The organism is Hallella multisaccharivorax DSM 17128 (assembly GCF_000218235.1).
In the GTDB taxonomy this organism is placed as follows: Bacteria; Bacteroidota; Bacteroidia; order Bacteroidales; family Bacteroidaceae; genus Prevotella; species Prevotella multisaccharivorax.
Genome location: NZ_GL945017.1, coordinates 701,395 through 723,176, shown reverse-complemented (window position 1 = coordinate 723,176; position 21,782 = coordinate 701,395). Strand labels below are relative to the sequence as shown.

Genomic DNA, 21,782 nt, shown 5'->3' with positions numbered 1-21,782 from the left:
ACTTTTGAGCCATCCTAATTAAATCACATTATTTTGCAAAATATTCTGATTAATGTATTAACTTTGTGACCTGATTGATTATGAAGATTTTAATAACCGGTGCCAGTGGGTTCATTGGCAGTTTTATCGTTGAGGAAGCGCTGCGTCGCGGCTTCGAGACGTGGGCAGGAGTGCGCAGCACCAGTTCGCGCCGTTATCTGCAGGACGCCCGTATCCACTTCATCGACCTTGACTTCTCTTCCGAGGACGCGCTTACTGACGCGCTGCGTAGCCATGACTTCGATTATATTGTCCATGCGGCTGGCGTGACGAAGTGTTTGCACAGGGACGATTTCTTTAGGGTCAACTATGAGGGCACGAAGCATCTTGTCGATGCCATTCTTAAGCTCCATATGCCTCTGAAGCGGTTTGTCTATCTGAGCAGCCTGAGCGTTTTTGGTGCCATCAAGGAAAAACAGCCTTATCAGGAAATTGACGAGCACGACACACCACGGCCCAACACTGCTTACGGAAAGAGCAAGCTCATGGCCGAACGGTATCTCGACTCTATCGGCAACGACTTCAATTATATCGTGCTGCGCCCCACAGGTGTTTACGGACCGCGAGAAAAAGATTACTACGTGATGGCGAAGAGCATCCGCGACCACGTCGATTTTGCGGTGGGATTCCGCCGTCAGGACATCACGTTTATCTTTGTGGAGGATCTTGTGCAGGCAATATTTCTTGCCCTTGACCACGGTATGTCTGGCCGAAAATACTTTCTTTCAGACGGTGATGTCTATCAAAGTTCCACGTTCAGCAACTATATTCACGATGAGTTGGGCCGGCCCTGGTGGGTGAGGTTCACGGCTCCCGTGTGGGTGTTGAAGCTTGTCACCCTTGTGGGTGAGTACGTCGGAAGGGCTACAGGAAAGATGATTGTGCTCAACAACGATAAGTTCAACATCCTGCGTCAGCGCAACTGGCGGTGCAACATTGAGCCGGCATGCGATGAGCTGGGCTTCACGCCGCGCTGCAAGCTGCGTGAGGGCGTGGCCAGAACCATTGGCTGGTATAAGGAAAACAAGTGGCTTTAAATATTGCCATATTTATAGAGGATGCTTTAATAGTCTGCTATATAGATTTTCAGTGTTGAGGTTAAAGAATATATTCACTTTAGACAAGCGGCCCCGTAAAGGTCTGCTGGCACTTGAATGGGTGATACTTGGTTATGCGGTTATCACCCTGTTGGTAGTGCTGTTTTGTTTCACCAAGTTAGAGAATCCCGAGGCGATGATCTGGGGTCGCGTGCGCTTAGCGGCCATCACCCTCGGACTGTGGGCTGTCTATCGCCTGATGCCTTGCCGGCTGACGGAGTTTCTACGCGTGGCTGTCCAGATGCTGCTTTTAGGCTGGTGGTATCGTGACACTTGCGACATCAACTCGCTGTTTCCTAATCTCGATCACATCGTTGCCACATGGGACCAGACCGTCTTCGGCTTCCAACCAGCTCTCGTCTTTGCCGAGCGATTTACACAACCGGTGCTAAGCGAGTTTCTTGAGCTCTCCTATGTGTCTTATTTCCCCATTATTCTGACGGTTTGTCTGTTTTACTTCTTTGCACGATACAAGGATTTCGAGAAGTGTTGCTTTATTTTCATAGGGGCATTCTTTTCTTATTATCTCATATTTGACTTTATTCCCGTCGCCGGACCCATGTATTATTATCCCGCCATCGGCATGGAAAATGTGGCCCAAGGCATTTTCCCGATGATAGGCGACAAGATAGCAACCCACTGGCAGATGATGAAAACACCCGGATGGACTGACGGCCTGGGCTATCAGTTGCTTGCCGACGTACATGAAGGCGAGCGTCCTACCGGCGCCTTTCCAAGCTCACACATTGGTATTACCATGGTGAGTCTGATTCTTGCCTTCCGCACACGCAACAAGACTTTGGTGCTTATGATCCTGCCTTTCTGCATTGGCATCTTCTTCGCTACGGTCTATATCCGCGCTCATTATGCCATCGACGCTTTTGCCGGACTGGTGTCGGGCGCGCTCCTCTACGCTTTCTGGGCATGGGTAGCCAAGCGTAAAGTGGTGTAGAGACTTACACAACAACTTCTTTTTATTGTTAACAACGAATCAATTCATGAAGAAATTATACATAGAGACCTACGGTTGCCAGATGAATGTGGCTGATTCAGAGGTAGTGGCCTCGGTGATGAAGATGGCGGGCTATGAGCCTACCGACAATGAAGCAGAGGCTGACGCGATCTTCCTCAATACCTGCTCGGTGCGCGAGAACGCCGAAAACAAGATCTATCAGCGCCTCGACCAGCTCCATGCCGACAAGAAAAAGAACGGGCTCAACACCGTGCTCGGTGTGTTGGGCTGCATGGCAGAGCGTGTGAAAGACGACCTCGTGGAAAACCATCACGCCAACATCGTGTGCGGCCCCGACGCTTACATGGGCCTGCCCGAGATGATGGCAGCCGCGGAGCAGGGCCTTCCTGCCGTCGACGTGAAGCTATCGACCACAGAGACCTATCGCAGCGTGCTGCCTACCCGCATCGGTGGCAACCACGTCAGCGGCTTTGTGAGCATCATGCGCGGCTGCAACAACTTCTGCCACTACTGTATCGTGCCTTATACACGAGGCCGGGAGCGCTCGCGCGACGTAGAGAGCATCCTCGCTGAAGTGCGCGATCTGCACGACCGTGGATTCAAGGAGGTGACGCTTTTAGGGCAGAATGTCAACAGCTATGGTCTCCAGCCCAATGGCAAGCGCCCAGAAAATGGTATCATCATTGAGGAGGATGGCGGACAGGAGCTGCATGTCTGCTCGTTTGCCAAACTGCTGCGAAGCGTGGCCGAGGCTGTGCCCGACATGCGTGTGCGCTTCACCACGAGCAATCCCGAAGACATGACGGAGGACATTCTGCACGCCGTTGCCGATGAGCCTAACCTCTGTCCACACATCCATTTCCCCGCACAGAGCGGCAGCACGAAAGTGCTGCGCGACATGAACCGCAAATACACACGCGAAGAATACTTGGCCAGGGTCGGCACCATCCGACGCATCATCCCCGACTGCGGGCTGACAACCGACATCTTCGTGGGCTATCACGATGAGACTGAAGACGATTTTCAGCAGACGCTCTCACTCATGAAGACCGTCAGGTTTGACGCTGCGTTCATGTTCAAGTACTCGGAGCGCCCAGGAACCTATGCCGCCAAACATCTGCCCGACAACGTCAGCGAGGAAGAAAAGATACGCCGTCTCAATGAACTCATCCACCTGCAGACCCAGATTTCAGCCGAGCGCAATAAGGAAGACGAGGGCAAGGAGTTTGACATCCTTCTTGAGCGCTACGCCAAGCGGAGTCGCAACCAGCTCATGGGACGCACAGGGCAGAACAAAGCCGTCATCATTCCAAAAGGCAACTTCCATATTGGCGACACCGTGAGGGTGAGAATAACAGGCAGTTCATCGGCTACACTGTTCGGAGAGCCAGTTCTTTAGTTCTATAGTCATTGAGTTGCTGAGCTCTTAATTGCCTAACGCGCTGAGAGCCCAGAAACTCACGTAAGTTAATAAACTCACAAAACTTACATTTTATGAAAGAGTTCCTGCAAGTCCTGCGGCGTTTTCTGCCGCCCTACAAGAGATATCTCGTCCTGTCGGTGGTATTCAACATCCTTTCCGCCGTGCTGAATATCTTCTCCTTTGCCGCACTCATCCCTATCCTGCAGATACTCTTTCAGGTAGACGGCGGCCTGCGCGCCAACGATCTCATGCCGTGGGCACTCAACAAGGAAGTACTGCAAAACAACATGTCCTACTATGTGCAGGAGATGATCATCAACACTTCGGCCACCACCACACTGCTGGTGATTGGCGTCTTCCTGGCTTTCATGACTTTTCTAAAGACGACAGCCTATTTCCTGTCGTCAGCTTGTGTTATGCCCATCCGCACCGGCGTGGTACGCGACATCCGCAACCAGCTCTATCATAAGATCACCTCGCTCTCACTGTCATTCTTCAGCGAAGAGCGGAAAGGAGACATCATCGCCCGCATGAGCGGTGACGTACAGGAGGTGGAGAACAGCATCATGTCGTCACTCGACATGCTGTTCAAGAATCCCATCCTGATTGTGGCCTACTTCGTTACGCTGGTCATCATCTCATGGCAGCTGACGGTATTCACCATCGTCTTTGTGCCGCTTTTCGCCTGGTTCATGGGCTTTGTGGGAAGAAAGCTCAAGTCGAAGAGCATCCTGGCGCAGAGTCTGTGGAGCGATACCATGAGCCAGGTGGAGGAGACCTTAGGCGGACTGCGCATCATCAAGGCGTTCAACGCGGAGAAGAAGATGAACGCGCGTTTCGACAAGGTCAACTCGTCCTACCGCGACCAGCTGCTTAAGGTGACAGTGCGGCAGCAGATGGCCCACCCCATGTCGGAGTTTCTCGGCACGGTAATGATCATCGTGGTGCTTTGGTTCGGCGGAATCCTTGTACTCAACAAGTCATTGCTCGACGGGCCTACCTTCATCTATTACCTTGTCATGCTCTACAGCATCATCAATCCGCTGAAAGACTTCTCCAAGGCCAGCTATAATATTCCCAAAGGCCTGGCTTCCATGGAGCGCATCGACAAGATATTGAAGGCTGAAATAGAAATCAAGGAGAAGGCTCATCCGATGCATATCAATGCGTTTGAGCGCCAGATAGAGTTTCGCAACGTCTCCTTTGCCTATACCGACACCCATTCCGATGAACTGCAATATGTGCTGAAAGACGTCAGCCTCATCATTCCCAAAGGCAAGACCGTCGCCCTCGTGGGACAAAGCGGCAGTGGAAAGTCTACTCTCGTTGACTTGATCCCGCGCTATTATGACGTACAGGAAGGCGAAGTGCTCATAGACGGTATCAACGTCAAGGACCTTGGCATCCACGACCTGCGCTCACTCATCGGCAATGTCAACCAGGAAGCCATTCTCTTCAACGACACCATTAAGAACAATATCAAGTTCGGCAAGGATGACGCAACCGACGAGGAAGTCATCCGCGCGGCGAAGATAGCCAATGCCTACGACTTCATCATGGAGACGGAGAATGGCTTCGACACCAATATCGGCGACCGCGGCGGCCGCCTCTCAGGTGGACAGCGCCAGCGCATCAGCATCGCGCGCGCCATCCTCAAGAACCCACCGATACTCATCCTTGACGAGGCCACGTCGGCCCTCGACACCGAGAGCGAGCGCCTGGTGCAGGACGCGCTCTTCCGATTGATGAAGACACGCACCACCGTGGCCGTGGCGCATCGGCTGTCAACCATCAAGAACAGCGACGAGATCTGCGTCATACACGAGGGACGGATCGTTGAGCGGGGAACCCACGACGAGCTCATGGCGAAAAATGGCTATTACCATAAACTTCACGACATGCAGCAGTAATGTCATCGTTCGACAGTTGTCGCACGATCGTCAAACAGTTGTCGCACGATCGTCAAACAGTTGTCGCACGATCGTCAAGCAGTTGCCGCACGATCGTCAAGCAGTTGCCGCACGATGAGCACAAAACGTAATCCACAAATAAAGGGCGGCTTTTCGGCTGCCCTTTATATTGATCCATTGAAGCGCTAAATGAGGAAAATCATGCGTTGATCTGATTTTCGAACTCTGCGCCAGCCTTAAACTTAGCTACCTTCTTGGCGTCGATATGCAGAGGCTCACCTGTACGGGGGTTCTTGCCTTCACGTGCGGGGCGCTCGGTAACAGAGAATGTGCCGAAGCCAATAAGCTGTACCTTGTCACCTGCCACAAGAGCCTGCTTGATGCTATCAGTGGTGGCCTCCAGTGCTTTCTTTGCCTCTGTGGCATTGATTCCTGCTGCTTCGGAAATCTTCTTGATCAAATCTGCTTTTGTCATAGTAATGCTATAATTTAATGTGAGAATTTATATATGCTTGATATAGGGTGATCGGGCGTCCATAGGCAGACGTTCCTCACCTACTTTCCTAATTCCGCGACAAATATAGCGTAATAGTTTCATACGGCAAACAAAAAAGAAAGAAAAATGGCATAAAAGGCTAAAAAAAGTGGTAAAAGGCGCTTGAAATGGGCTTTTAAGGGCTTTTTTTCGTAATTTTGCAACGGTTTCCAGCATAGAATATGCTGGGTGATGAATAATAAAGAAATTAGGTTTCAATATGCTTAGAATGCCTGCGGTGACCCGCAATCTGATCATCATCAATTTCCTGTGCTTCATCGGCATGCTCTTGCTGGCTCAGGCAGGAGTGGTGGATCTGAATAACTTGTTTGGTTTGCACTTTTTTCTGGCGAGCGACTTTCATATCTTCCAACTTGTTACCTACATGTTCATGCACGGTGGATGGGAACATATCATCCTCAACATGTTCATGCTGTGGATGTTCGGTGCCGTGATGGAGCGCGTGTGGGGCCCGAAGCGGTTTATCATCTATTATTTATTCTGTGGCATAGGCGCGGGACTGATGCAGGAAATCGCACAGTTCGTGCAGTTTTATATCATTGCTGCTGATTCCGGCTATGGCTTCTCACAGCTCATGCAAGTGGCTGCCGCCAACGACGGCGCGCTGAGTCAGTGGACCACGGTAGGCGCTTCAGGAGCCATCTATGCGCTGCTGCTGGCCTTCGGCATGCTGTTTCCCGACGAGCGCATGTTCATCATCCCTATCCCTATCCCTATTAAAGCGAAATGGATGGTGATGGGTTCGATAGTCGTGGAGCTTTTCTCCGCCTTGGCTTCACCGGGCTCACAGGTGGCACATTTAGCTCACTTGGGCGGCATGGTCTTCGGCTTTTTCCTCATCCGCTACTGGCAACAGCATCCCTATAGTGATGGGCTGCAAGGCGGAAGGCAGTTTTTCAACACGATGAGGAGTCGCTGGGAAAGCAGCAAAATCAAGCAGCAGGAACGGCACAAGGAGAATCCTGACTGGGACTATAACGCACAGAAGAAGGCCGATCAGGAGGAGATAGACCGTATTCTTGACAAAATACGAAAGAGCGGATACGACAGCCTGACACGCGATGAGAAGCAGATACTCTTCGACCAAAACAAGCAATGAAGAAGCTCTCGCGCATTACTTTCCAAGTCATTGGCGGCGCCAATGTGGCGTCGATCATCTTGATGTGTCTCATAGGACATGTTGACAGCATTGATCCCACCGTGTGGCCTAAACTGAGCAACATGGGGCTGTTTTTCCCCATATTGCTCGCTATCAACGTTGCCTTCCTTGTCTTTTGGGCTCTGGTAAAACCACGGTGGGTGCTGATTCCTTTTCTTGGTTTCATCGTCTGCTACGGACCGGTACGAAAATACTTCCCTATTAATTTCCCCACAGACCCGCCGAAGGGCTGTATGAAGGTGCTGTCGTATAATGTCTGGCTTTATGCCGGATGGGAAAACCGTAACAAACCCAACGCCATCCTCGAATATATCAAGCAGCAGGATGCTGATATTGTATGCCTGCAAGAGTCGGCAGAAAATGAGGTAGGCAGCGTGCAGGTAGACTCAATCCTTGGCAAACACTACGAATACAAGGACACAGCGAAGCACAACAATGACTTTATGACCATCTTCTCCAAATACCCTATTCTTTCGAAGGAACTCATCAGGTACCCATCGAAAGGCAATATGAGCTGTGCCTTCAAGCTTAGGGTCAATCACAGAGACGTGATAGTCATTAACAATCACCTTGAAACCACCAGCCTGACCCTTGACAAGAAGGAGCTTTTCCAGCAGATGGTCGAGGGCGAATTAGGTGGCAAGGATGTCACTCGCACTTCAAAATGGCTCATTTCGCACCTTGCGGAGCAGACGAGGAAGCGCGCTCCCGAGGCTGACGCCGTAGCCAGATACATCGCCTATCACCGTGGAACCCCAATGATCGTGTGCGGTGACTTCAACGACACACCCCTCTCCTATGCCCACCGCACCATTTCCAAAGGGCTCACCGATTGCTATATCGAGACAGGTAACGGGCCAGGAATCAGCTATCATAAGGCGAGAATGTATGTCAGAATAGACAATATCCTTTGTACCGACGATTTCAAGCCGTATGCGTGCAAGGTGGATCATTCCATTAAGGAATCGGACCATTATCCCATAATGTGCTGGTTAAAGCCTTAATTTTCCTTTGTTTTCTTCACTAAGATGATAAAAAACTCGTAACTTTGCACATATTATGTGCATTTAAGAGATAGAAACAACAAAAAATAACTAACAAAAAAATGCAAAACAAAGGAATCGTTATCACGACAGCCGTTCTTCTGACGCTCGTGAGCCTCTTCTACTTGAGCTTCCCGATTGCCACCAGCTACTATGACAGTCAGGCAGCCAAGCGGCCCGATGCCGTTGCCCAGCAGGATTACAAGGATTCTGTGAAGTATCTTGGCATTTACAGCTACCAGAAGTGCTTAGAGACACAGATTGGTCTGGGTCTGGACCTTAAGGGCGGTATGAATGTGATCCTTGAGATCTCCGTTCCCGACGTGGTGGAGAACCTTGCTGATCACAAGACCGACATCGCCTTCACCCGTTCCATGGACGAGGCCCGCAAGGAGCAACAGGCCACACAGGGCGACTTTATCACGCTTTTCATCAATGCTTACCACAAGAATGCGCCAGGCCATAAGCTCGCTGAGGTGTTTTCCACCACAGAGCTGCAGGGCAAGGTCTCACCGACCAGCACCGACGGCGAGGTAGAGAAAGCCCTGCGTTCTGAGGTGTCGGCTGCCATTGACAACTCTTTCAACGTGGTACGTACGCGTATCGACCAGTTCGGTGTAGTGCAGCCAAACATCCAGAAGGTACAGGGTACCGAGGGGCGTATCTCGGTGGAAATGCCAGGTATCCGTGAGCCTGAGCGTATGCGCAAGCTCCTGCAGGGCTCTGCCAACCTTGAGTTTTGGGAGACTTATAACGCCGACGAGGTGCTCCCTTATCTACAGCAGCTTGACCAACGCATGGCCAACGGCGATGCCGACGAGAAGGATGAAACCGACTCTGTGAAGGCAGACAAGGACGTGGCTGCCGCTAAGGCCACTGCCGAGAAGGAAGTGAAGCAGGCCAAACAAGAGCAGCCGAAGTTCCAGATTAAGGGTAAGAATGCAAAGAAAAACATTCAAGCCACTCCCGATGCACAGTTGCAGGAGGCCAAGAAACTGCATCCACTGCTTGCCATGCTGCAGACAACAGGCCAGGGTCTGAGTGTCTGCGGGTATGCCAGCGTGCGTGATACCGCAGCCATCAATAAGATTATCTACAGCCGTCTCGCCAGGCAAATTCTGCCCAGTGACCTTAAACTTCTCTGGAGCGCTAAGCCTGCCGACGGTATTCAGGCAAAAAACATCTTTGAACTGCATGCCTTGAAGGTCACCACGACCAATGGCCGCGCACCACTTGAAGGGGATGTCGTTGTCCAGGCAAAAGATGAATTCAACCAAGTTACAGGCCAACCGGAAGTATCCATGACGATGAACTCTGACGGTGCACGCCGCTGGGCAGAGCTGACAAAAGCCAATGTGGGCAAGGCCATCGCTATTGTACTTGACAATGTTGTTTACTCAGCTCCTCGAGTTAACGGCGAAATCAGCGGCGGACAAAGCGCTATCAGTGGTAATTTCACTGTTCAGGACACGAAAGACCTTGCCAACACGTTGAACTCGGGCCGCATGCCGGCTCCCGCACACATCGTGCAGGAAGAGGTCGTAGGTCCTACACTCGGCGCACAGTCCATCCAGCAAGGACTCGTCTCGTTCATTGTGGCATTCATCCTGCTGATCTTCTTCATGCTTGCCATCTATAATATCATCCCTGGCTCCATCGCTATTGGCGCACTTTTAATTAATGTATTCTTTACGCTGGGTATCCTGACGTCATTCCAGGCGGCTCTGACGATGAGTGGTATTGCCGGTATGGTGTTGTCATTAGGTACTGCCGTCGACGCCAACGTGCTTGTCTATGAGCGCATCAAGGAGGAATTGCGCAAGGGTAAGGACATGAGGAAGGCTATCTCAGAAGGTTACAGCAACGCATTCTCGGCTATTTTTGACTCCAATCTTACGTCATTGATTACGGGTATTATCCTGCTCGTTGTGGGTACTGGACCCATCCGCGGCTTCGCTACGACTTGGATCATTGGTATCGTATGTAACTTCTTTACAGCGGTTTACCTCACACGTCTGCTCTATGAGTACAAGCTGAACCACGGTCACTGGATGCATCTTAAGTTTTGGACTGGCTTCTCGAAGAACCTCATGCAGAACACCAAATATCCATTCATGTCAATGTACAAGACCAGTTTTGTCCTCTATGCAGTGGCTATCGCCATCGCTATTGGCAGTTTCGCCGTCCGTGGACTGAGCCGAAGCATTGACTTCACAGGTGGCCGCAACTATGTGGTGACCTTGAACAAGTCGGTACCTGTGGAAGATGTGCGCCCCGTACTGCAGAATGCATTCGTCAACACGACTGGCAACAATAAAGGCAAACTTGCTACAACAACGGTTATCGCCCTCGGAACTGATGGCAAGACTATCCGTGTAAGTACCAACTGGGATATTGACAGCAATGATCCTAACGCCGACGATAAAGCCGAAACCATCCTCTATAATGGCCTGCATAAGGCCGGATTCGTGAGTCAGGCCAGCGTAGACGCCTTCAAGAATCCGGACATTCGTCAGGGCGGTTCCATCATCAGCTCTTCAAAGGTAGGTCCTTCTGTGGCTAAGGATATTACGAGAAATGCGGTATACAGTGTCGGTCTGGCATTGCTCTGCATCTTCCTCTATATCCTTATCCGCTTCCGCAACGTGGGCTTCTCTGTCGGCTCTATCTTAGCTCTTGCCATTGACACCACGATGGTTATCGGCCTCTTCTCACTGTGTTATGGCTGGATAGGCTTCTCGTTAGAGATAGACCAGACGTTTATTGGTGCCATTCTGACGGTGATCGGTTACGATATCAACGACTCCGTGGTGGTGTTCGACCGTATCCGCGAGAACCTTCGCCTGCATCCAAAGGGTGATATGCAGAAGATATTCAACGACTCCATCAACGAGACCCTCGCACGTACTATCAATACGTCTCTGTCTACGTTGATCGTGCTGCTTGCCATCTTTATCCTCGGCGGCGACTCCATTCGTTCGTTCTCGTTCGCAATGATTGTCGGTGTGTTCGTCGGTACGCTGAGCTCTATCTTCCTTGCATCGCCTATCGCCTATATTGTGTTGGGTAAGAAGATCGAAAAGCGCGATAACGGTATTGCCGAGGTTGCAGCTGCAGAACCCGCCAATGCATAAACACATTATTATATATTGAGAAATCCCCATGGCTGTATCAGTTGTGGGGATTTTTCTATATTGTACCAGCAAGATATTGCCTTCTTTGACTTTGGCATTTCCTGACTTCTTCACTTTTTTCTGCCATCATATAGCGCACATTGATTATCAGTTGTTTAACTTAAAAAAAGTGGGTGACTCTGGGTGACGCAAACATAAAAACCACTACCTTTGTGCCATGTTCGTACGCAAAAAGAAGAATCGGTCAGGCAGCACAACAGTTGGCGAATCAAAAAGCATGGCACTTTCAAGGAGGTGAAGAACTTCGGTACCGCAAAGGACGAAGACAGAATAGCAATTCTGTACTCTGAAGCTTGTCACTGGCTTCACACTCACAGTGGTCAGCGACTTCTTGACTTCGATAACGAGAAGGGTAAGGAAGTAGAAGAGGCTGCCCGCGTAATAGACCATATAGACTCAGTATTGATCAATGGCACACAGTTGTTGCTCGAGCGAGTCTACGATTCGATAGGTTTCAAACCCCATCCCGGACGAGATTCTACGCCATCTCGTCATTGCACGTGTCTTCACTGCCTATGAGTAAGCTCGCTACTACGGCCTATCTGAAATCATACTATGACGAGGACGTTGACTTGAACAACATCGATCGTTACATGGACAAGTTGTACAACACACAGATGGAATTCGCGATGAATATCAGTGTGGAACATACGAGGAAGATACTCGGTGGAAGTATTGGAATATTGTTCTACGATGTCACCACACTGTACTTCGAGACATAGCGGGGAACGGCATGTCGGCAATGTCACCGTATCTCCGTGCGGTATCTTTCTGCTCTTCGCTCCACATTGTAAGACTGTGGTTTGAGACATTGAGGAACACCTTGGAAAGGGATCCGTCTGTTGCTTTCCGGATGGGCTACTCTCCGAGAAGTTTTTCTCTGAATGCTACCAGATCTCTGCCAATTTTCTTCTTGATTGTCTGTGGGAGAAGAGGATTTTGACGGAAGCCCGCATGATTGAAGTCATTTCTTATCGTGTTACTGATGTCACCAAAGAGATTTACCAGGTTGCAGTCATTAAGCAGACTGTCGTCTAAAAGGACACGTAGCAAATCCTTGTCTTCTTCTGTTTCCACTTTCCACATTTCTTCCGGGATGTCGAAGGTTTTGATGGTGAAAGCTGAGGTTATGAGATTCCGCTTGTCCTTATCGGCTATATCCCAGCCGTATTTCTGGCAGACATGAGCTATGAATCCCTCCTGCAAGAGCGTGATAGCCTGCTGATAGAGTCCTTTGTCATAGCACCACTGTGCTGCATCGAGATTGTTAGTAAGCACATCAGACGAAACGACAACCCGTTCCCTAATCTTTTCAAGTAACGGCCGGAGGTTAGCAATGATCTTGTCATTCTCCATGTTTGTTATCTTCTGATAGAGGTCTTTGGCAGCATCACCGTTGCTTATGGCTATTCCTCTGCAGGTCAGACGCTCCATGGCATATTTTTCTATCGCTTTTGCCATCATGTCATTTGCCTTTTCCTCATTGGTTATTTCTGCTCCGCTTTGCAGCAGCCAGAGCTTGTAGTTGCGTGCTTGCTGCTTGATGCTTTCCGGATACCCGTGCTTGAGATATTCGGAGATAGCGGATGTCCAGTCCTGAAGCTGGGTGATAGGCATAAGGTCTACGATGGGTGCCCTGTTAGTATTCTTGTCCCGAGCTTCCCAGTTGCCGTAGCCAAGGCTTTTAACGGATACGTCCTTCAGGAACTTTGCATAGTTGCTCAGCACAAGCATGAGCATGGGTAGATAGCGGAAGGCATGGGTGAGATCGATGTATAGCTCGTCGCCATCTTCTATCTCATCGTATACTTTCTGGAATATCTCCCACATCTCCGTCTCGTTGCCACCATCGGGTACGTCAATGGCCTTGACGTCTGGAGCAGCGTCCATTATCAGGCTTTCAAGACCGCAGTAGTCGATGTCTTCGTGCTTGTTCCGATCCTCGCGGGATGTAATACTTTTATTCCAATTGTCTTCCTTCGCCTTCTTTGTTGTAAAGATACGAACGGCATCCGGCTGAAGTCCTTGCTTGACGAGCAGTTCTATTGTTGCCTGCTGAATGAACGAGGTGGGTGTTGACTCAAAGTTCTCTTTATAATAGACACATTTATGATAAAGTCCCGTGCCAAGGAATGAAAGGAATATTTTTCTACTCATCTTTTCTATTTGTTACTTGTTTTTGTTGATTACTTATACGATAAAATAGTCATTTATAATATATAGCATGTCGCTGGCACGCGTCATGGCAGTATAGAGCCACTGGTAGGCTGACCGGTCAGGCTCATGACTGAGGTAGCGTGGAATGTCGAGATATACCGCCGGCCATTCTCCTCCCTGTGCCTTGTGGCACGTGATGGCGTAACCGTATACGGCGCGGAGCGCATTGAGATATTGGTCTTGCATGATGTCTTGTTTGTATTCAGCATCTTTCTGTTTGATTCCTTTTTCACGCTCGCGGTAATAGAAATCGATGAAGAGCCCTTTCTGCTCATACTCAGTAAGGTTGACCTTGGTAGAATATAGCAGGTTCTCAATGAGCAGCGTCCGGTAGACTTTTTTCGTGACCAGTTCTTCCACTTCGACATCAAGGAAGACAAGATGTGCTTTTTCCACACGGTTTCCTATGGATCTTACTTTTACAAGGTCACCGTTCATCAAACGTGTTGGAAGATTGTTTTGAGTCACTAACAGTAGTTCTCCAGGCATGACTCTTGGATCGGTGAACCCCAATCGTTTTCGAATCTGTGAAGAAAGCGAGGTGCATCTGTTGTTCGATCCTGTCAACAAAGTATTTGCATCATAACCGTTTTGCTTGAGCTCTTCTACATATTTGTCAACGAGCTCCTGCTGAGTATTGAAAACGCCGATATGCCGATATCCCTTCATTGGGAACTGCCCCCACTTTACTCGTGGAGGATTCATACACAGCTCCCTCATCTTGCCAGCCGCGACGATAATGTCGTTGTCACTGTCCTGCCTGACGATCTGAGTCAATGTGGCCGAGTGGGTCTGAAGGTGGTATTCGTTCTTAATATACTGTTCATCCAATGCCGGAGAGCCTGTGCCGTTGACAGGCGGCAGCTGGCAATCATCGCCTACAAACACGAACTTACCCGTAGGATCGTAATTGATCAGATCGTGAAGGAGCCTTCCTGATCCGAAAACGGCCTGGGTGGGGTGCTTGTCTTCCACATCACTGATCATGGACGACTCGTCAACGATGTAGATCACATGATTCGCCCGAGCATCAAGAGGACTGAAGCCGAAGTCAAGAAGCAACTGTCCAGTATTATCAACATGCTGGTTTTTCTCTATCGTCTCCACCATCTTGGTAATGTCTTGGTTAAAGCCGTTAAAATGGTATATCCAGCCATGTACCGTCGTTGCAATACTTCCTGTTTTGTCGGAAAGGACCTTGGCAGCACGTCCTGTGGAGGCAAGAGAAACGAATTGCTTGATGTTCCCTCCTCTCTCTGTTCTGGGGATCTCTGCACCGTTGCAGTATCCTTGGTCAACGAGCCAGGAGATAAACTTCCTCAGCAGGGTCGTTTTACCTGTTCCTGCATAGCCGGAAAGAATAAACACCCTGCTGTCTTCGTCCTTGCAGAAATCCACAAGTGCTTTCATGATCTGTTCCTGATCCGGAAGGAGATTGATATCGTTTGCTTCCATGGCGTTTACATAGTAAGTGGCTTGGAAAGTGCAGACTCCATATTCATAAAGTCATTGCCATATATAATGTTCCTTACACCGAGTATCTGGCAGCGTTTGACTAAATTGTCTCTTGTGGCTTCGGACAGTGATTGGACACGGTGCAGCGTGAAGATATATGGTCTGACCTGAAGGCCGAAATCTTTTGCGATGGCCGCAAGCTTGTAAAGATACTCTTCTATAGTATCCTTGGCACCAGCCAAGCCTCTCATTGTTACCTTGCACTCGACGATATACAACACATTCTCATACATGAATGCCACGTCAAGTTCATTGTCATTGAGAGCCTGGTCGCCTTCGCGGTAGATCTTTACCGACAGGCCGATATCTTCTTCCCTCAGATGAAGCGCACGTTTGACACAGAAATAGGAAAACTGTTCAAACCAGGTACCCGCATAATATCTGCGCAGCTCACTTGATGGTGATTCCTGGGCAAATCTAAGCTTGTCAGGGAGGCGAAAACGATGTTCTCTGACTTCATTGTATATATCTGTGTCCTCCTGCTCGGTGTGTGTCAACTCGCTTTCCTTTGTATTTTTATACCGGATGCCATAGAGCGTGAAATACTCCTTCAGATTGACACGGTAGTGCAATTCTGAAGACGTACCGGAGGCAATGTCATAGAAGGTGTTCTTGCCAATGGGTACGTAATAGAACCTGGACTTCATGGTTGCGAAGAAGTCATGGACGACAAGTGACATTATCTTGGTGCCGCCCGTGAGGTTAACGATATACTCATCCCCTTCACGTGTCTCCCACTCTTGCTTCAATGTAGAGAGGGCCGAGCAATAGTCGTTGGCATCAACTACGATGAAAACGACGTCTTTGTCAAGTCCTAATGCTTTTACCAGTTGCTCTCCCCCTGCGTTTCTCGTCAACCTGGGCAGTTGTGATGAAGAGCATCTCGTCGTACCTCCCCTCCATCTCTTTCATAAAGAGAAAGTTAGGTACGGAGTGCTCACTGAGTATAGATACAATTATATGTGACATAAACAGTTCTTTTTATCAATGTCCAAATATCCAAATCAAACCATCTGAAAATGAACATAGCTGGTACTACGACTAAGCTATACCAATTCATTCGTTTTTTACATTGATTTCGATAAACCACTCAGTCGCGAGATCCTTCCCTATTATTGAAATCTTCTTGACTTGCTTGAAATACTCCCCTCCGACTTTCCATTTGTTGCTAAAGGCGTCTTTGGAATGCTCCTTTGCATATCGCAGTACTTCACAGGCATACTTCTTCTGGTCCTCTGTCAGTGACTTTTTATCACTTTCAGACACCTCTTTCATGGCTTTCATCCATTCGCCCCGGTTGGAGTTCGGGTAGAGCCTGGGGATGGGCATGTCTTTCGTATCAATCTGTTCGCGTTCCTTCTCTTTCTGTCGGGCTTTCTGGCATTCCGCCCAGTTTAGTTTCTCACCCTCCAGTAATTCAAGGGAAGGGCGCAGTGTCTCGCCCTCTTTTTTGGCATTTAGGAAATCATTCTTGTTTCTGTCAGTTGACATATTCATATATCTGAAACCGTCACTGTCCGGGACAGGAATGGAAGCCATGGTGAGGAGGGTCTTGATCGATGCGTCGTTTGACCAGACATCCTTGAGGCTTAGCTCGTCCGCAATCTTTTGGATAAAGGAGTTTATAAAACCGTTTATTTCGGTTATCGCTTCGCCGCCGAGATTTGAAAGCTTCTTTGCAGCAAGGGTTGTCTCATAGTGACAGAGTCCGTAGCCATAGGGTTTGGCCAAACCCAGTTGATGATGGCAGTCCTGATGCCCTCCGAAAGTCAGGGCGCAAAGCAGGGCTCCCAGCTCTATGGGGCGGAGGTTGTGGAAGGTGACCACGCCGTTGAAGACGGCACCTGTGTCAAGTGGGTCGAAGGGGGTATTCTGTGTATCTTTTCCCTCGGAATTGACTGGCGCGGGTTCACCCCAGACTATACCGTCACGTCCGTAATAACGTTTCCATCCGGTAGGATGGCTGTTGTCATAGGTCTGGTATGTATAATGTGGGACAGGCTCGCCATTTTTGCCTGGTGTGGTGTATGATACCGGCAGCTGTCCGTGCACGGCCTTCCCCTGGCTGACATAAATGGGGAGGTAGGATGCCTTAGGAGTGCCCAGCGGAAGTCTCTGTGTATCCAGCATCCTCACCGTTGAAGGATCAGCAAAGGCATTGCCGAACTGAACTCGTCCCTTGAGGGAATTCAGGCTGTCGTCTTTAACAACGTCGGCTTCTGTATATCCGAAGATGCACTGGGCAAGATCCGGCCGGCTGTCGCGGTGCATGCCGGGCAGCGAGTCCTGTACCGAGTGCCTGTAAGGCATTTTGTAGAGGAACGTCAGACCAAAGTCTATGATATCATTGCCGTTGGCGCGGAAGAAGACGGGAATACCCTGATGGTCAATATTTTTCTTTACGTCATTCCAGTCGGTAGAATCCCTGTAGATAAACTCAAAGTGAGAGAACATCTCCCTTGAAAGCCGGCGTGGGCTGTGCTGCTCTTCATAGCCGAACACGAACTCATAGAACTTGCCGGCTTTCGATCCGCGTGGCATCTTCCACGGCCCTGGCTGGCCGGTTACCACAATGCTTCCCTGAATATCGCCGTTGTCGTCGACCTCAACATATTTGTCACCGGTCTTGCCTTCCTTGACGATGCTGAAAGAGAGGCGGTCAAGACCCCACTGGCCAAGCAGGGCCTTCTTGTAGGCCGCTGTTTTCGGATCATAGGTCTTGCCGTTGAGTGTAGTGTTCTTTGTGAGGTCTATTCCTCTGACAGCGGAGAAATTCCTGGCCATGAGCTCCTTGCCTGTCCAGCTGTCTATGCTTTTATGGCTCATGCGGTACGGACGGCCGTTATCAGTGACCTCAAAGGCATCTCCATTTCTCCGAAGCCATCCACAGTGGATTTCCCTCTGATAGTTTTTCAGCGGATAGTCTGCGTTGCGGGTAAGGTCTCGTCTTGCAAACATGGCACTTCTGTCCACCTGCATCTTGCCGAAGCTCATGATCTCAAGGAGGTTGCGTACTTCGCCCTTAATGCTCGTCCCGGGAATGAAATAGCGTGGCTCTCCACCGACGTCCACATGGGAGAAACTTATATATCGCTTCTCTGCTTCCTTTGTCTTGAACTCACCTGTTTTTTTATCAGGCGCATCTTCTCTTACGTGTCCGTTGCGGATATAAATTGGCGAATCGGCGGTGATCCTCAGTCTTATCGTACCGCTGAGCCCGTCGCTGAAAGGTATGTCCTGTGATATCTTCCCTGCCCAGTCGGGGAAGAAGACTTTCCCAGAAAGCGGCACGAAGTTGAAGGGAGATTTTATTATACTCATATATTCTGTCCTCCTTAATTATTGGTTGATTTTGAATGGATGAAATCCGACGAAGATGCGCCTGGTAAACCGCAGCACATCCATGGGATCCTCTCCTTCCGGCTGGCACAGCTCGTCGGACTGTGGTTCCCAGCAGTCGATGAAATGCAGCTCCTGGTGGTCCTTGAAGTGGTGGCTCTTGAACACGCGCTCTTCATTGTGGCCACTAGTTCGGTCGTCCAGCGTGAGCTGGAACCTGTTGCAGATAATCTCGTTCCCCGCGTGGTGCACGCTGAAAGAGCATAGGTTAGCTCCGTCGTACAGCTCTGCCTCGACGACGAAGGGGTTTGGCGACGATATCTTGTCTTCGGGCAGCGGCTCTCTGTCGAGCACGACCGGCTCTGTGGAGTCGCTCATCCACAGGTAACCCTCGTATTTCTCTTGTGCTGGTATGTCTTTGATCGTCATGGTATCTAAGGTTTTTACTTTTCCTCTGTTTTCAGTTCTCCGGTGAACATGCCGTTACCGCGGTTCACGCCGCCGCCAAGCGGAAGCAGTCCGCTGCAGATGTCGTTCAGTACATGCTCGAAGGCCTCGCGTACGTCCTTGCCGATATGGCCTGCATCGGTCAGGGTAATGTGCAGGACTATCCTGTGGCCCTTGGCATAAAGCGGGGCCTCGTCAAAGAGTGCTCCGTTGACAGCGCCTCCGGTGAAGCGGTCTATCCTGACATGGTTGAACACCTTGCCCTTGACATGTTCTTCTTCGTCCGCCGTCTCTACGATGTCCGAGAAGAGTACTCTACCCCTACGCTTACCTTTTCCCTTATCGTCGCCCGCGCTTCCGAACAAGGTCGTCACGGCCTCGTTGTTCCTGCCAGCCTGCTCGGCTTCATCAGGGGTTTTCCTGTCGGCGAACACGCCTTTTCCAAGATTGTAGTAGAATGCTGTGCGGTGGACGATGGCGCCCTTCACCGAAGAGGCAGGCACGACAATCGTTTTCCCCTCCTCAACCCATTGTGGAGTCTGGTCACCGCTCCACCGGACGGACTTCTCCCGTATGACGGTCTTGTCAATATTATGCACGGTGTCCTGAAGGCCGGCGGAAAACAGCATGAAATCACAGGGGTGCAGATCGAGTGTGTATTCAACAATACCTTCCTTCTGCTGAAGCTTGGGAATGTTCAGAGAATACTTCTCCCAGCCGTCCCATAGGTCGTTGAGTGCGGATGGCTTGTCAAGATAAATTTGGAACTGGTCGGTATCGTTAAAGTCCAATCTGCAGGTCTTCTCCTCCACTCTCATCTTCCCGAATCCTTTCCGGCTTCCGCCACCGATCCGGAAAGTGTCGTCCTGCAGGGCGTCCAGGAGGTTTAGGAAATCGCGCTCTCCCTGCTCCCCGTCGACGAGCAGTTCCATCTCGAAGCAGAACCTTACTCCCTTGGGTATTACCTCCTCGTCGAACTTGCCGGCTTTCTCAGCGACGCCTTTATGTCCTATACGGACATGCTGCCGGATGGGCATGTCCATGAGGCCGGACAGATATTCGTCCTTTTCTACGAGTGAAGGCTGAAGGCCATCCACAGGCACGTTACCTTTTCCAACAACCTTTGCCTCGCTAACACTAAGCCATGAGCCGTGTCCGTCATTGGTTTTCTTACTCTGAAAGCCCATGATTCGGTTTGCCGTCAGAGTATCTTCGCCCAGCGCATGCCGCATCAGTCCCATTAAAGTGGCGCCTGGAATATAGGGAAGCCCATTCACGTCGCGAAGGATAATAGCGTCTGTCTTTACACTGTCTTTGCCACTGCCTATTTTTATCGGAGTTTCAGCCTCGAGCAGGATGCGGGCCAGAAAACAGACATCGTGATTGCTATAATAGTTGTTCTTATCCATTGTCTTGCAGTTTTTCTTTACGTTTTGCCATCTGGGAACAGAGGTTGACGACGAGTTCGTGAAGGCTGACGCCTTTTTCGGACGCATTTTTCAGGTGCTTTACCAGCGTACTGCGTCTTTCCCTGTCGTCCCATTTTTCTTTAGAGACTCCATGATTCGTAAATTCTTCGATTTTTTCTATCAGCTTGCTGCTTTCCATGTGACTCGCAGCCATGGCAATACCACGTATGGTCCCCCACTGTGAGGGCGATATCCCGTTATAGAGCTTAGCATTGTTGTCCATAAAGTTCTTGACCAGATCATAGACTCTTTTTTCCTTTGCCTTGCTCTGTTTCTTTGACTCCAGAAAGCCCATGAGCGTGTTGTTGCTCTTCTGCCAGCTCTCATACGAAGTGGCGGCAGTGGGCGCGCCGAGTGTGCCCGCTTTCCTGAACATCAGCCTGCAACTACCATCGGCACTAGTCTTTGTGAAGGCAGGATTGTAGATGACCCTCCCGAAGCCTTCGTTCAGGTACACTCCGATATTTGCGGCACGCTGCTCCGTCGCGACGTCCCTGACAATGAACACGCTTCCTTTCTCTATGCCGATATGCTCATTATCGTAGGCCTGCCGCTGATAGTTCCAGGGGGCATACTGGAAAGTGCGTATCTGACAGTCTTTCCACACAACAGTACCGCCGGGTAGGCCAAGCTGCTCAGCTGTAGGCGTCAATGTGGGGATGCCATTCTTGTCAAAGAAGATCAGGCGGGCATCAGCGTATACTACTGTATAGTCAGGATCAATGAAATGCTCGTCGTAGTCCCTGAATGTACATTCCTCTATTTTCACTCTACCGTATTGTGCTGATCGGGAACGGCCGATATGACGTATTCCGCTAATGCTCCTGACAAGGTCTTCGCGATAGGGCTCTACATCTTTATCAATTTCAACATTGAAGAAGAAGATGCTTCCCTTGCCCATGCTCTCGTAGCCGAACATTTGTTCATCTTTGGCTCGGCGTGAAGTTGGATCATATGCAGACTTGATGGCGAAAGATTTTTCTATTTTCACCTCAAGGGCCTCATCCTTGCCAAAAACATAAAAGCCGTTACGACATTGTTTCAACTGTGCTGCCTTGACCTTCTCATTATCATGGTCAACTTTGTAGTTGACAAAACAGACGTCGTCGGTAACACCGAGTTCCTCGTAATATTTTGCCTTGTACAAACATGCAGGGATATGAAGACTTCTTGTTCCGCTGAGTCCGGGGTGTGCATCACCAAAACGTACTTTCCCACTGTGAAGCAGCAGGAATGCGAGCTCTCTATCTGAATCTGAGGTATAGAAGGTTTGTGCCGCAATGCCAAGGAAACAACTTCCGGGGATGAAATCGAGCGTCTGGTGACGGCCTTCCGTTGCTGGAGAGTCAGAGATAATGATATCTGAAAGCAGCATTACTTTAAATGGTATCTTACTCATGA

General features: G+C 49.9%; 16 protein-coding genes and 1 pseudogene. 8 read left to right on the top strand and 9 right to left on the bottom strand.

The window, feature by feature from the left end:
- The first annotated feature begins 80 nt into the window (after nt 1-80).
- The 4 genes from PREMU_RS03425 to PREMU_RS03410 all read left to right on the top strand — a co-directional run bounded on the left by PREMU_RS03425 (nt 81) and on the right by PREMU_RS03410 (nt 5,442).
- Entirely contained in the window at nt 81-1,076 is a 996-nt protein-coding gene (locus PREMU_RS03425; RefSeq protein ID WP_007573156.1) for an NAD-dependent epimerase/dehydratase family protein, read from the top strand.
- Nucleotides 1,077-1,131: 55 nt separating this feature from the next.
- Complete coding sequence (locus PREMU_RS03420; protein ID WP_007573153.1) at nt 1,132-2,088, top strand: phosphatase PAP2 family protein; 957 nt, start codon at nt 1,132-1,134, stop codon at nt 2,086-2,088.
- Between the two features lie 46 nt (nt 2,089-2,134).
- The gene (gene miaB / locus PREMU_RS03415) at nt 2,135-3,508 is read left to right on the top strand and encodes a tRNA (N6-isopentenyl adenosine(37)-C2)-methylthiotransferase MiaB (RefSeq protein ID WP_007573151.1); all 1,374 of its coding nucleotides are present in this window, start codon (nt 2,135-2,137) and stop codon (nt 3,506-3,508) included.
- A gap of 95 nt (nt 3,509-3,603) precedes the next feature.
- Nucleotides 3,604-5,442, top strand: a complete 1,839-nt coding sequence (locus PREMU_RS03410) for an ABC transporter ATP-binding protein (RefSeq protein WP_007573149.1) — start codon at nt 3,604-3,606, stop codon at nt 5,440-5,442.
- Nucleotides 5,443-5,641: 199 nt separating this feature from the next.
- Here the strand turns inward: PREMU_RS03410 and PREMU_RS03405 are convergent, their stop codons facing one another.
- Entirely contained in the window at nt 5,642-5,917 is a 276-nt protein-coding gene (locus PREMU_RS03405) for an HU family DNA-binding protein (RefSeq protein WP_007573147.1), read from the bottom strand.
- 280 nt (nt 5,918-6,197) lie between these two features.
- Here PREMU_RS03405 and PREMU_RS03400 point away from each other — a divergent pair, with 280 nt between their 5' ends.
- The 4 genes and pseudogenes from PREMU_RS03400 to PREMU_RS16050 form a co-directional block, all read left to right on the top strand.
- Complete coding sequence (locus PREMU_RS03400; protein ID WP_007573144.1) at nt 6,198-7,097, top strand: rhomboid family intramembrane serine protease; 900 nt, start codon at nt 6,198-6,200, stop codon at nt 7,095-7,097.
- Nucleotides 7,094-8,161 (top strand): endonuclease/exonuclease/phosphatase family protein, encoded by a 1,068-nt coding sequence (locus PREMU_RS03395; protein WP_007573142.1) that lies wholly within the window; start codon nt 7,094-7,096, stop codon nt 8,159-8,161. The genes PREMU_RS03400 and PREMU_RS03395 overlap by 4 nt, the downstream gene beginning before the upstream one ends.
- 101 nt (nt 8,162-8,262) lie before the next feature.
- The gene (gene secDF / locus PREMU_RS03390) at nt 8,263-11,334 is read left to right on the top strand and encodes a protein translocase subunit SecDF (RefSeq protein ID WP_007573140.1); all 3,072 of its coding nucleotides are present in this window, start codon (nt 8,263-8,265) and stop codon (nt 11,332-11,334) included.
- 217 nt (nt 11,335-11,551) lie between these two features.
- Nucleotides 11,552-12,113 (top strand): annotated as a pseudogene (locus tag PREMU_RS16050) (IS1634 family transposase); the annotation flags it as partial.
- A gap of 139 nt (nt 12,114-12,252) precedes the next feature.
- Here PREMU_RS16050 and csx2 read toward each other — a convergent pair.
- The 8 genes from csx2 to PREMU_RS03345 all read right to left on the bottom strand — a co-directional run bounded on the left by csx2 (nt 12,253) and on the right by PREMU_RS03345 (nt 21,780).
- Entirely contained in the window at nt 12,253-13,551 is a 1,299-nt protein-coding gene (gene csx2, locus PREMU_RS03375) for a TIGR02221 family CRISPR-associated protein (RefSeq protein ID WP_007573138.1), read from the bottom strand.
- A 33-nt stretch (nt 13,552-13,584) separates the two neighbouring features.
- Entirely contained in the window at nt 13,585-15,066 is a 1,482-nt protein-coding gene (locus PREMU_RS03370) for an ATP-dependent DNA helicase (RefSeq protein ID WP_007573136.1), read from the bottom strand.
- 5 nt (nt 15,067-15,071) lie between these two features.
- Nucleotides 15,072-15,983: a Card1-like endonuclease domain-containing protein gene (locus PREMU_RS03365; protein ID WP_007573134.1), complete on the bottom strand. Its 912-nt coding sequence runs from the start codon at nt 15,981-15,983 to the stop codon at nt 15,072-15,074.
- Entirely contained in the window at nt 15,934-16,038 is a 105-nt protein-coding gene (locus tag PREMU_RS15940) for a hypothetical protein (protein WP_419185125.1), read from the bottom strand. The genes PREMU_RS03365 and PREMU_RS15940 overlap by 50 nt, the downstream gene beginning before the upstream one ends.
- A 144-nt stretch (nt 16,039-16,182) precedes the next feature.
- Complete coding sequence (locus PREMU_RS03360; protein WP_007573132.1) at nt 16,183-18,447, bottom strand: TIGR03986 family type III CRISPR-associated RAMP protein; 2,265 nt, start codon at nt 18,445-18,447, stop codon at nt 16,183-16,185.
- An 18-nt stretch (nt 18,448-18,465) separates the two neighbouring features.
- On the bottom strand, nt 18,466-18,894 hold the full coding sequence (locus PREMU_RS03355; RefSeq protein WP_007573131.1) for a TIGR04423 family type III CRISPR-associated protein: 429 nt from the start codon (nt 18,892-18,894) through the stop codon (nt 18,466-18,468).
- 14 nt (nt 18,895-18,908) lie between these two features.
- Complete coding sequence (locus tag PREMU_RS03350) at nt 18,909-20,321, bottom strand: RAMP superfamily CRISPR-associated protein (RefSeq protein WP_007573128.1); 1,413 nt, start codon at nt 20,319-20,321, stop codon at nt 18,909-18,911.
- Nucleotides 20,314-21,780: a hypothetical protein gene (locus PREMU_RS03345; RefSeq protein ID WP_007573125.1), complete on the bottom strand. Its 1,467-nt coding sequence runs from the start codon at nt 21,778-21,780 to the stop codon at nt 20,314-20,316. Before PREMU_RS03345 ends, PREMU_RS03350 begins: the two co-directional genes overlap by 8 nt.
- Nucleotides 21,781-21,782 lie beyond the last annotated feature (2 nt).

Bases quoted from the DNA above. Each gene is read 5' to 3' on its own strand.
- PREMU_RS03400 (WP_007573144.1), top strand. From the start codon at position 6,198: ATGCTTAGAATGCCTGCGGTGACCCGCAATCTGATCATCATCAATTTC.
- PREMU_RS03360 (WP_007573132.1), bottom strand. From the start codon at position 18,447: ATGAGTATAATAAAATCTCCCTTCAACTTCGTGCCGCTTTCTGGGAAA.
- PREMU_RS03355 (WP_007573131.1), bottom strand. From the start codon at position 18,894: ATGACGATCAAAGACATACCAGCACAAGAGAAATACGAGGGTTACCTG.
- PREMU_RS03345 (WP_007573125.1), bottom strand. From the start codon at position 21,780: ATGAGTAAGATACCATTTAAAGTAATGCTGCTTTCAGATATCATTATC.
- miaB (WP_007573151.1), top strand. From the start codon at position 2,135: ATGAAGAAATTATACATAGAGACCTACGGTTGCCAGATGAATGTGGCT.
- PREMU_RS15940 (WP_419185125.1), bottom strand. From the start codon at position 16,038: ATGAAAGAGATGGAGGGGAGGTACGACGAGATGCTCTTCATCACAACT.
- PREMU_RS03395 (WP_007573142.1), top strand. From the start codon at position 7,094: ATGAAGAAGCTCTCGCGCATTACTTTCCAAGTCATTGGCGGCGCCAAT.
- PREMU_RS03370 (WP_007573136.1), bottom strand. From the start codon at position 15,066: ATGGAAGCAAACGATATCAATCTCCTTCCGGATCAGGAACAGATCATG.
- PREMU_RS03410 (WP_007573149.1), top strand. From the start codon at position 3,604: ATGAAAGAGTTCCTGCAAGTCCTGCGGCGTTTTCTGCCGCCCTACAAG.
- csx2 (WP_007573138.1), bottom strand. From the start codon at position 13,551: ATGAGTAGAAAAATATTCCTTTCATTCCTTGGCACGGGACTTTATCAT.
- PREMU_RS03425 (WP_007573156.1), top strand. From the start codon at position 81: ATGAAGATTTTAATAACCGGTGCCAGTGGGTTCATTGGCAGTTTTATC.
- PREMU_RS03405 (WP_007573147.1), bottom strand. From the start codon at position 5,917: ATGACAAAAGCAGATTTGATCAAGAAGATTTCCGAAGCAGCAGGAATC.
- PREMU_RS03350 (WP_007573128.1), bottom strand. From the start codon at position 20,321: ATGGATAAGAACAACTATTATAGCAATCACGATGTCTGTTTTCTGGCC.
- secDF (WP_007573140.1), top strand. From the start codon at position 8,263: ATGCAAAACAAAGGAATCGTTATCACGACAGCCGTTCTTCTGACGCTC.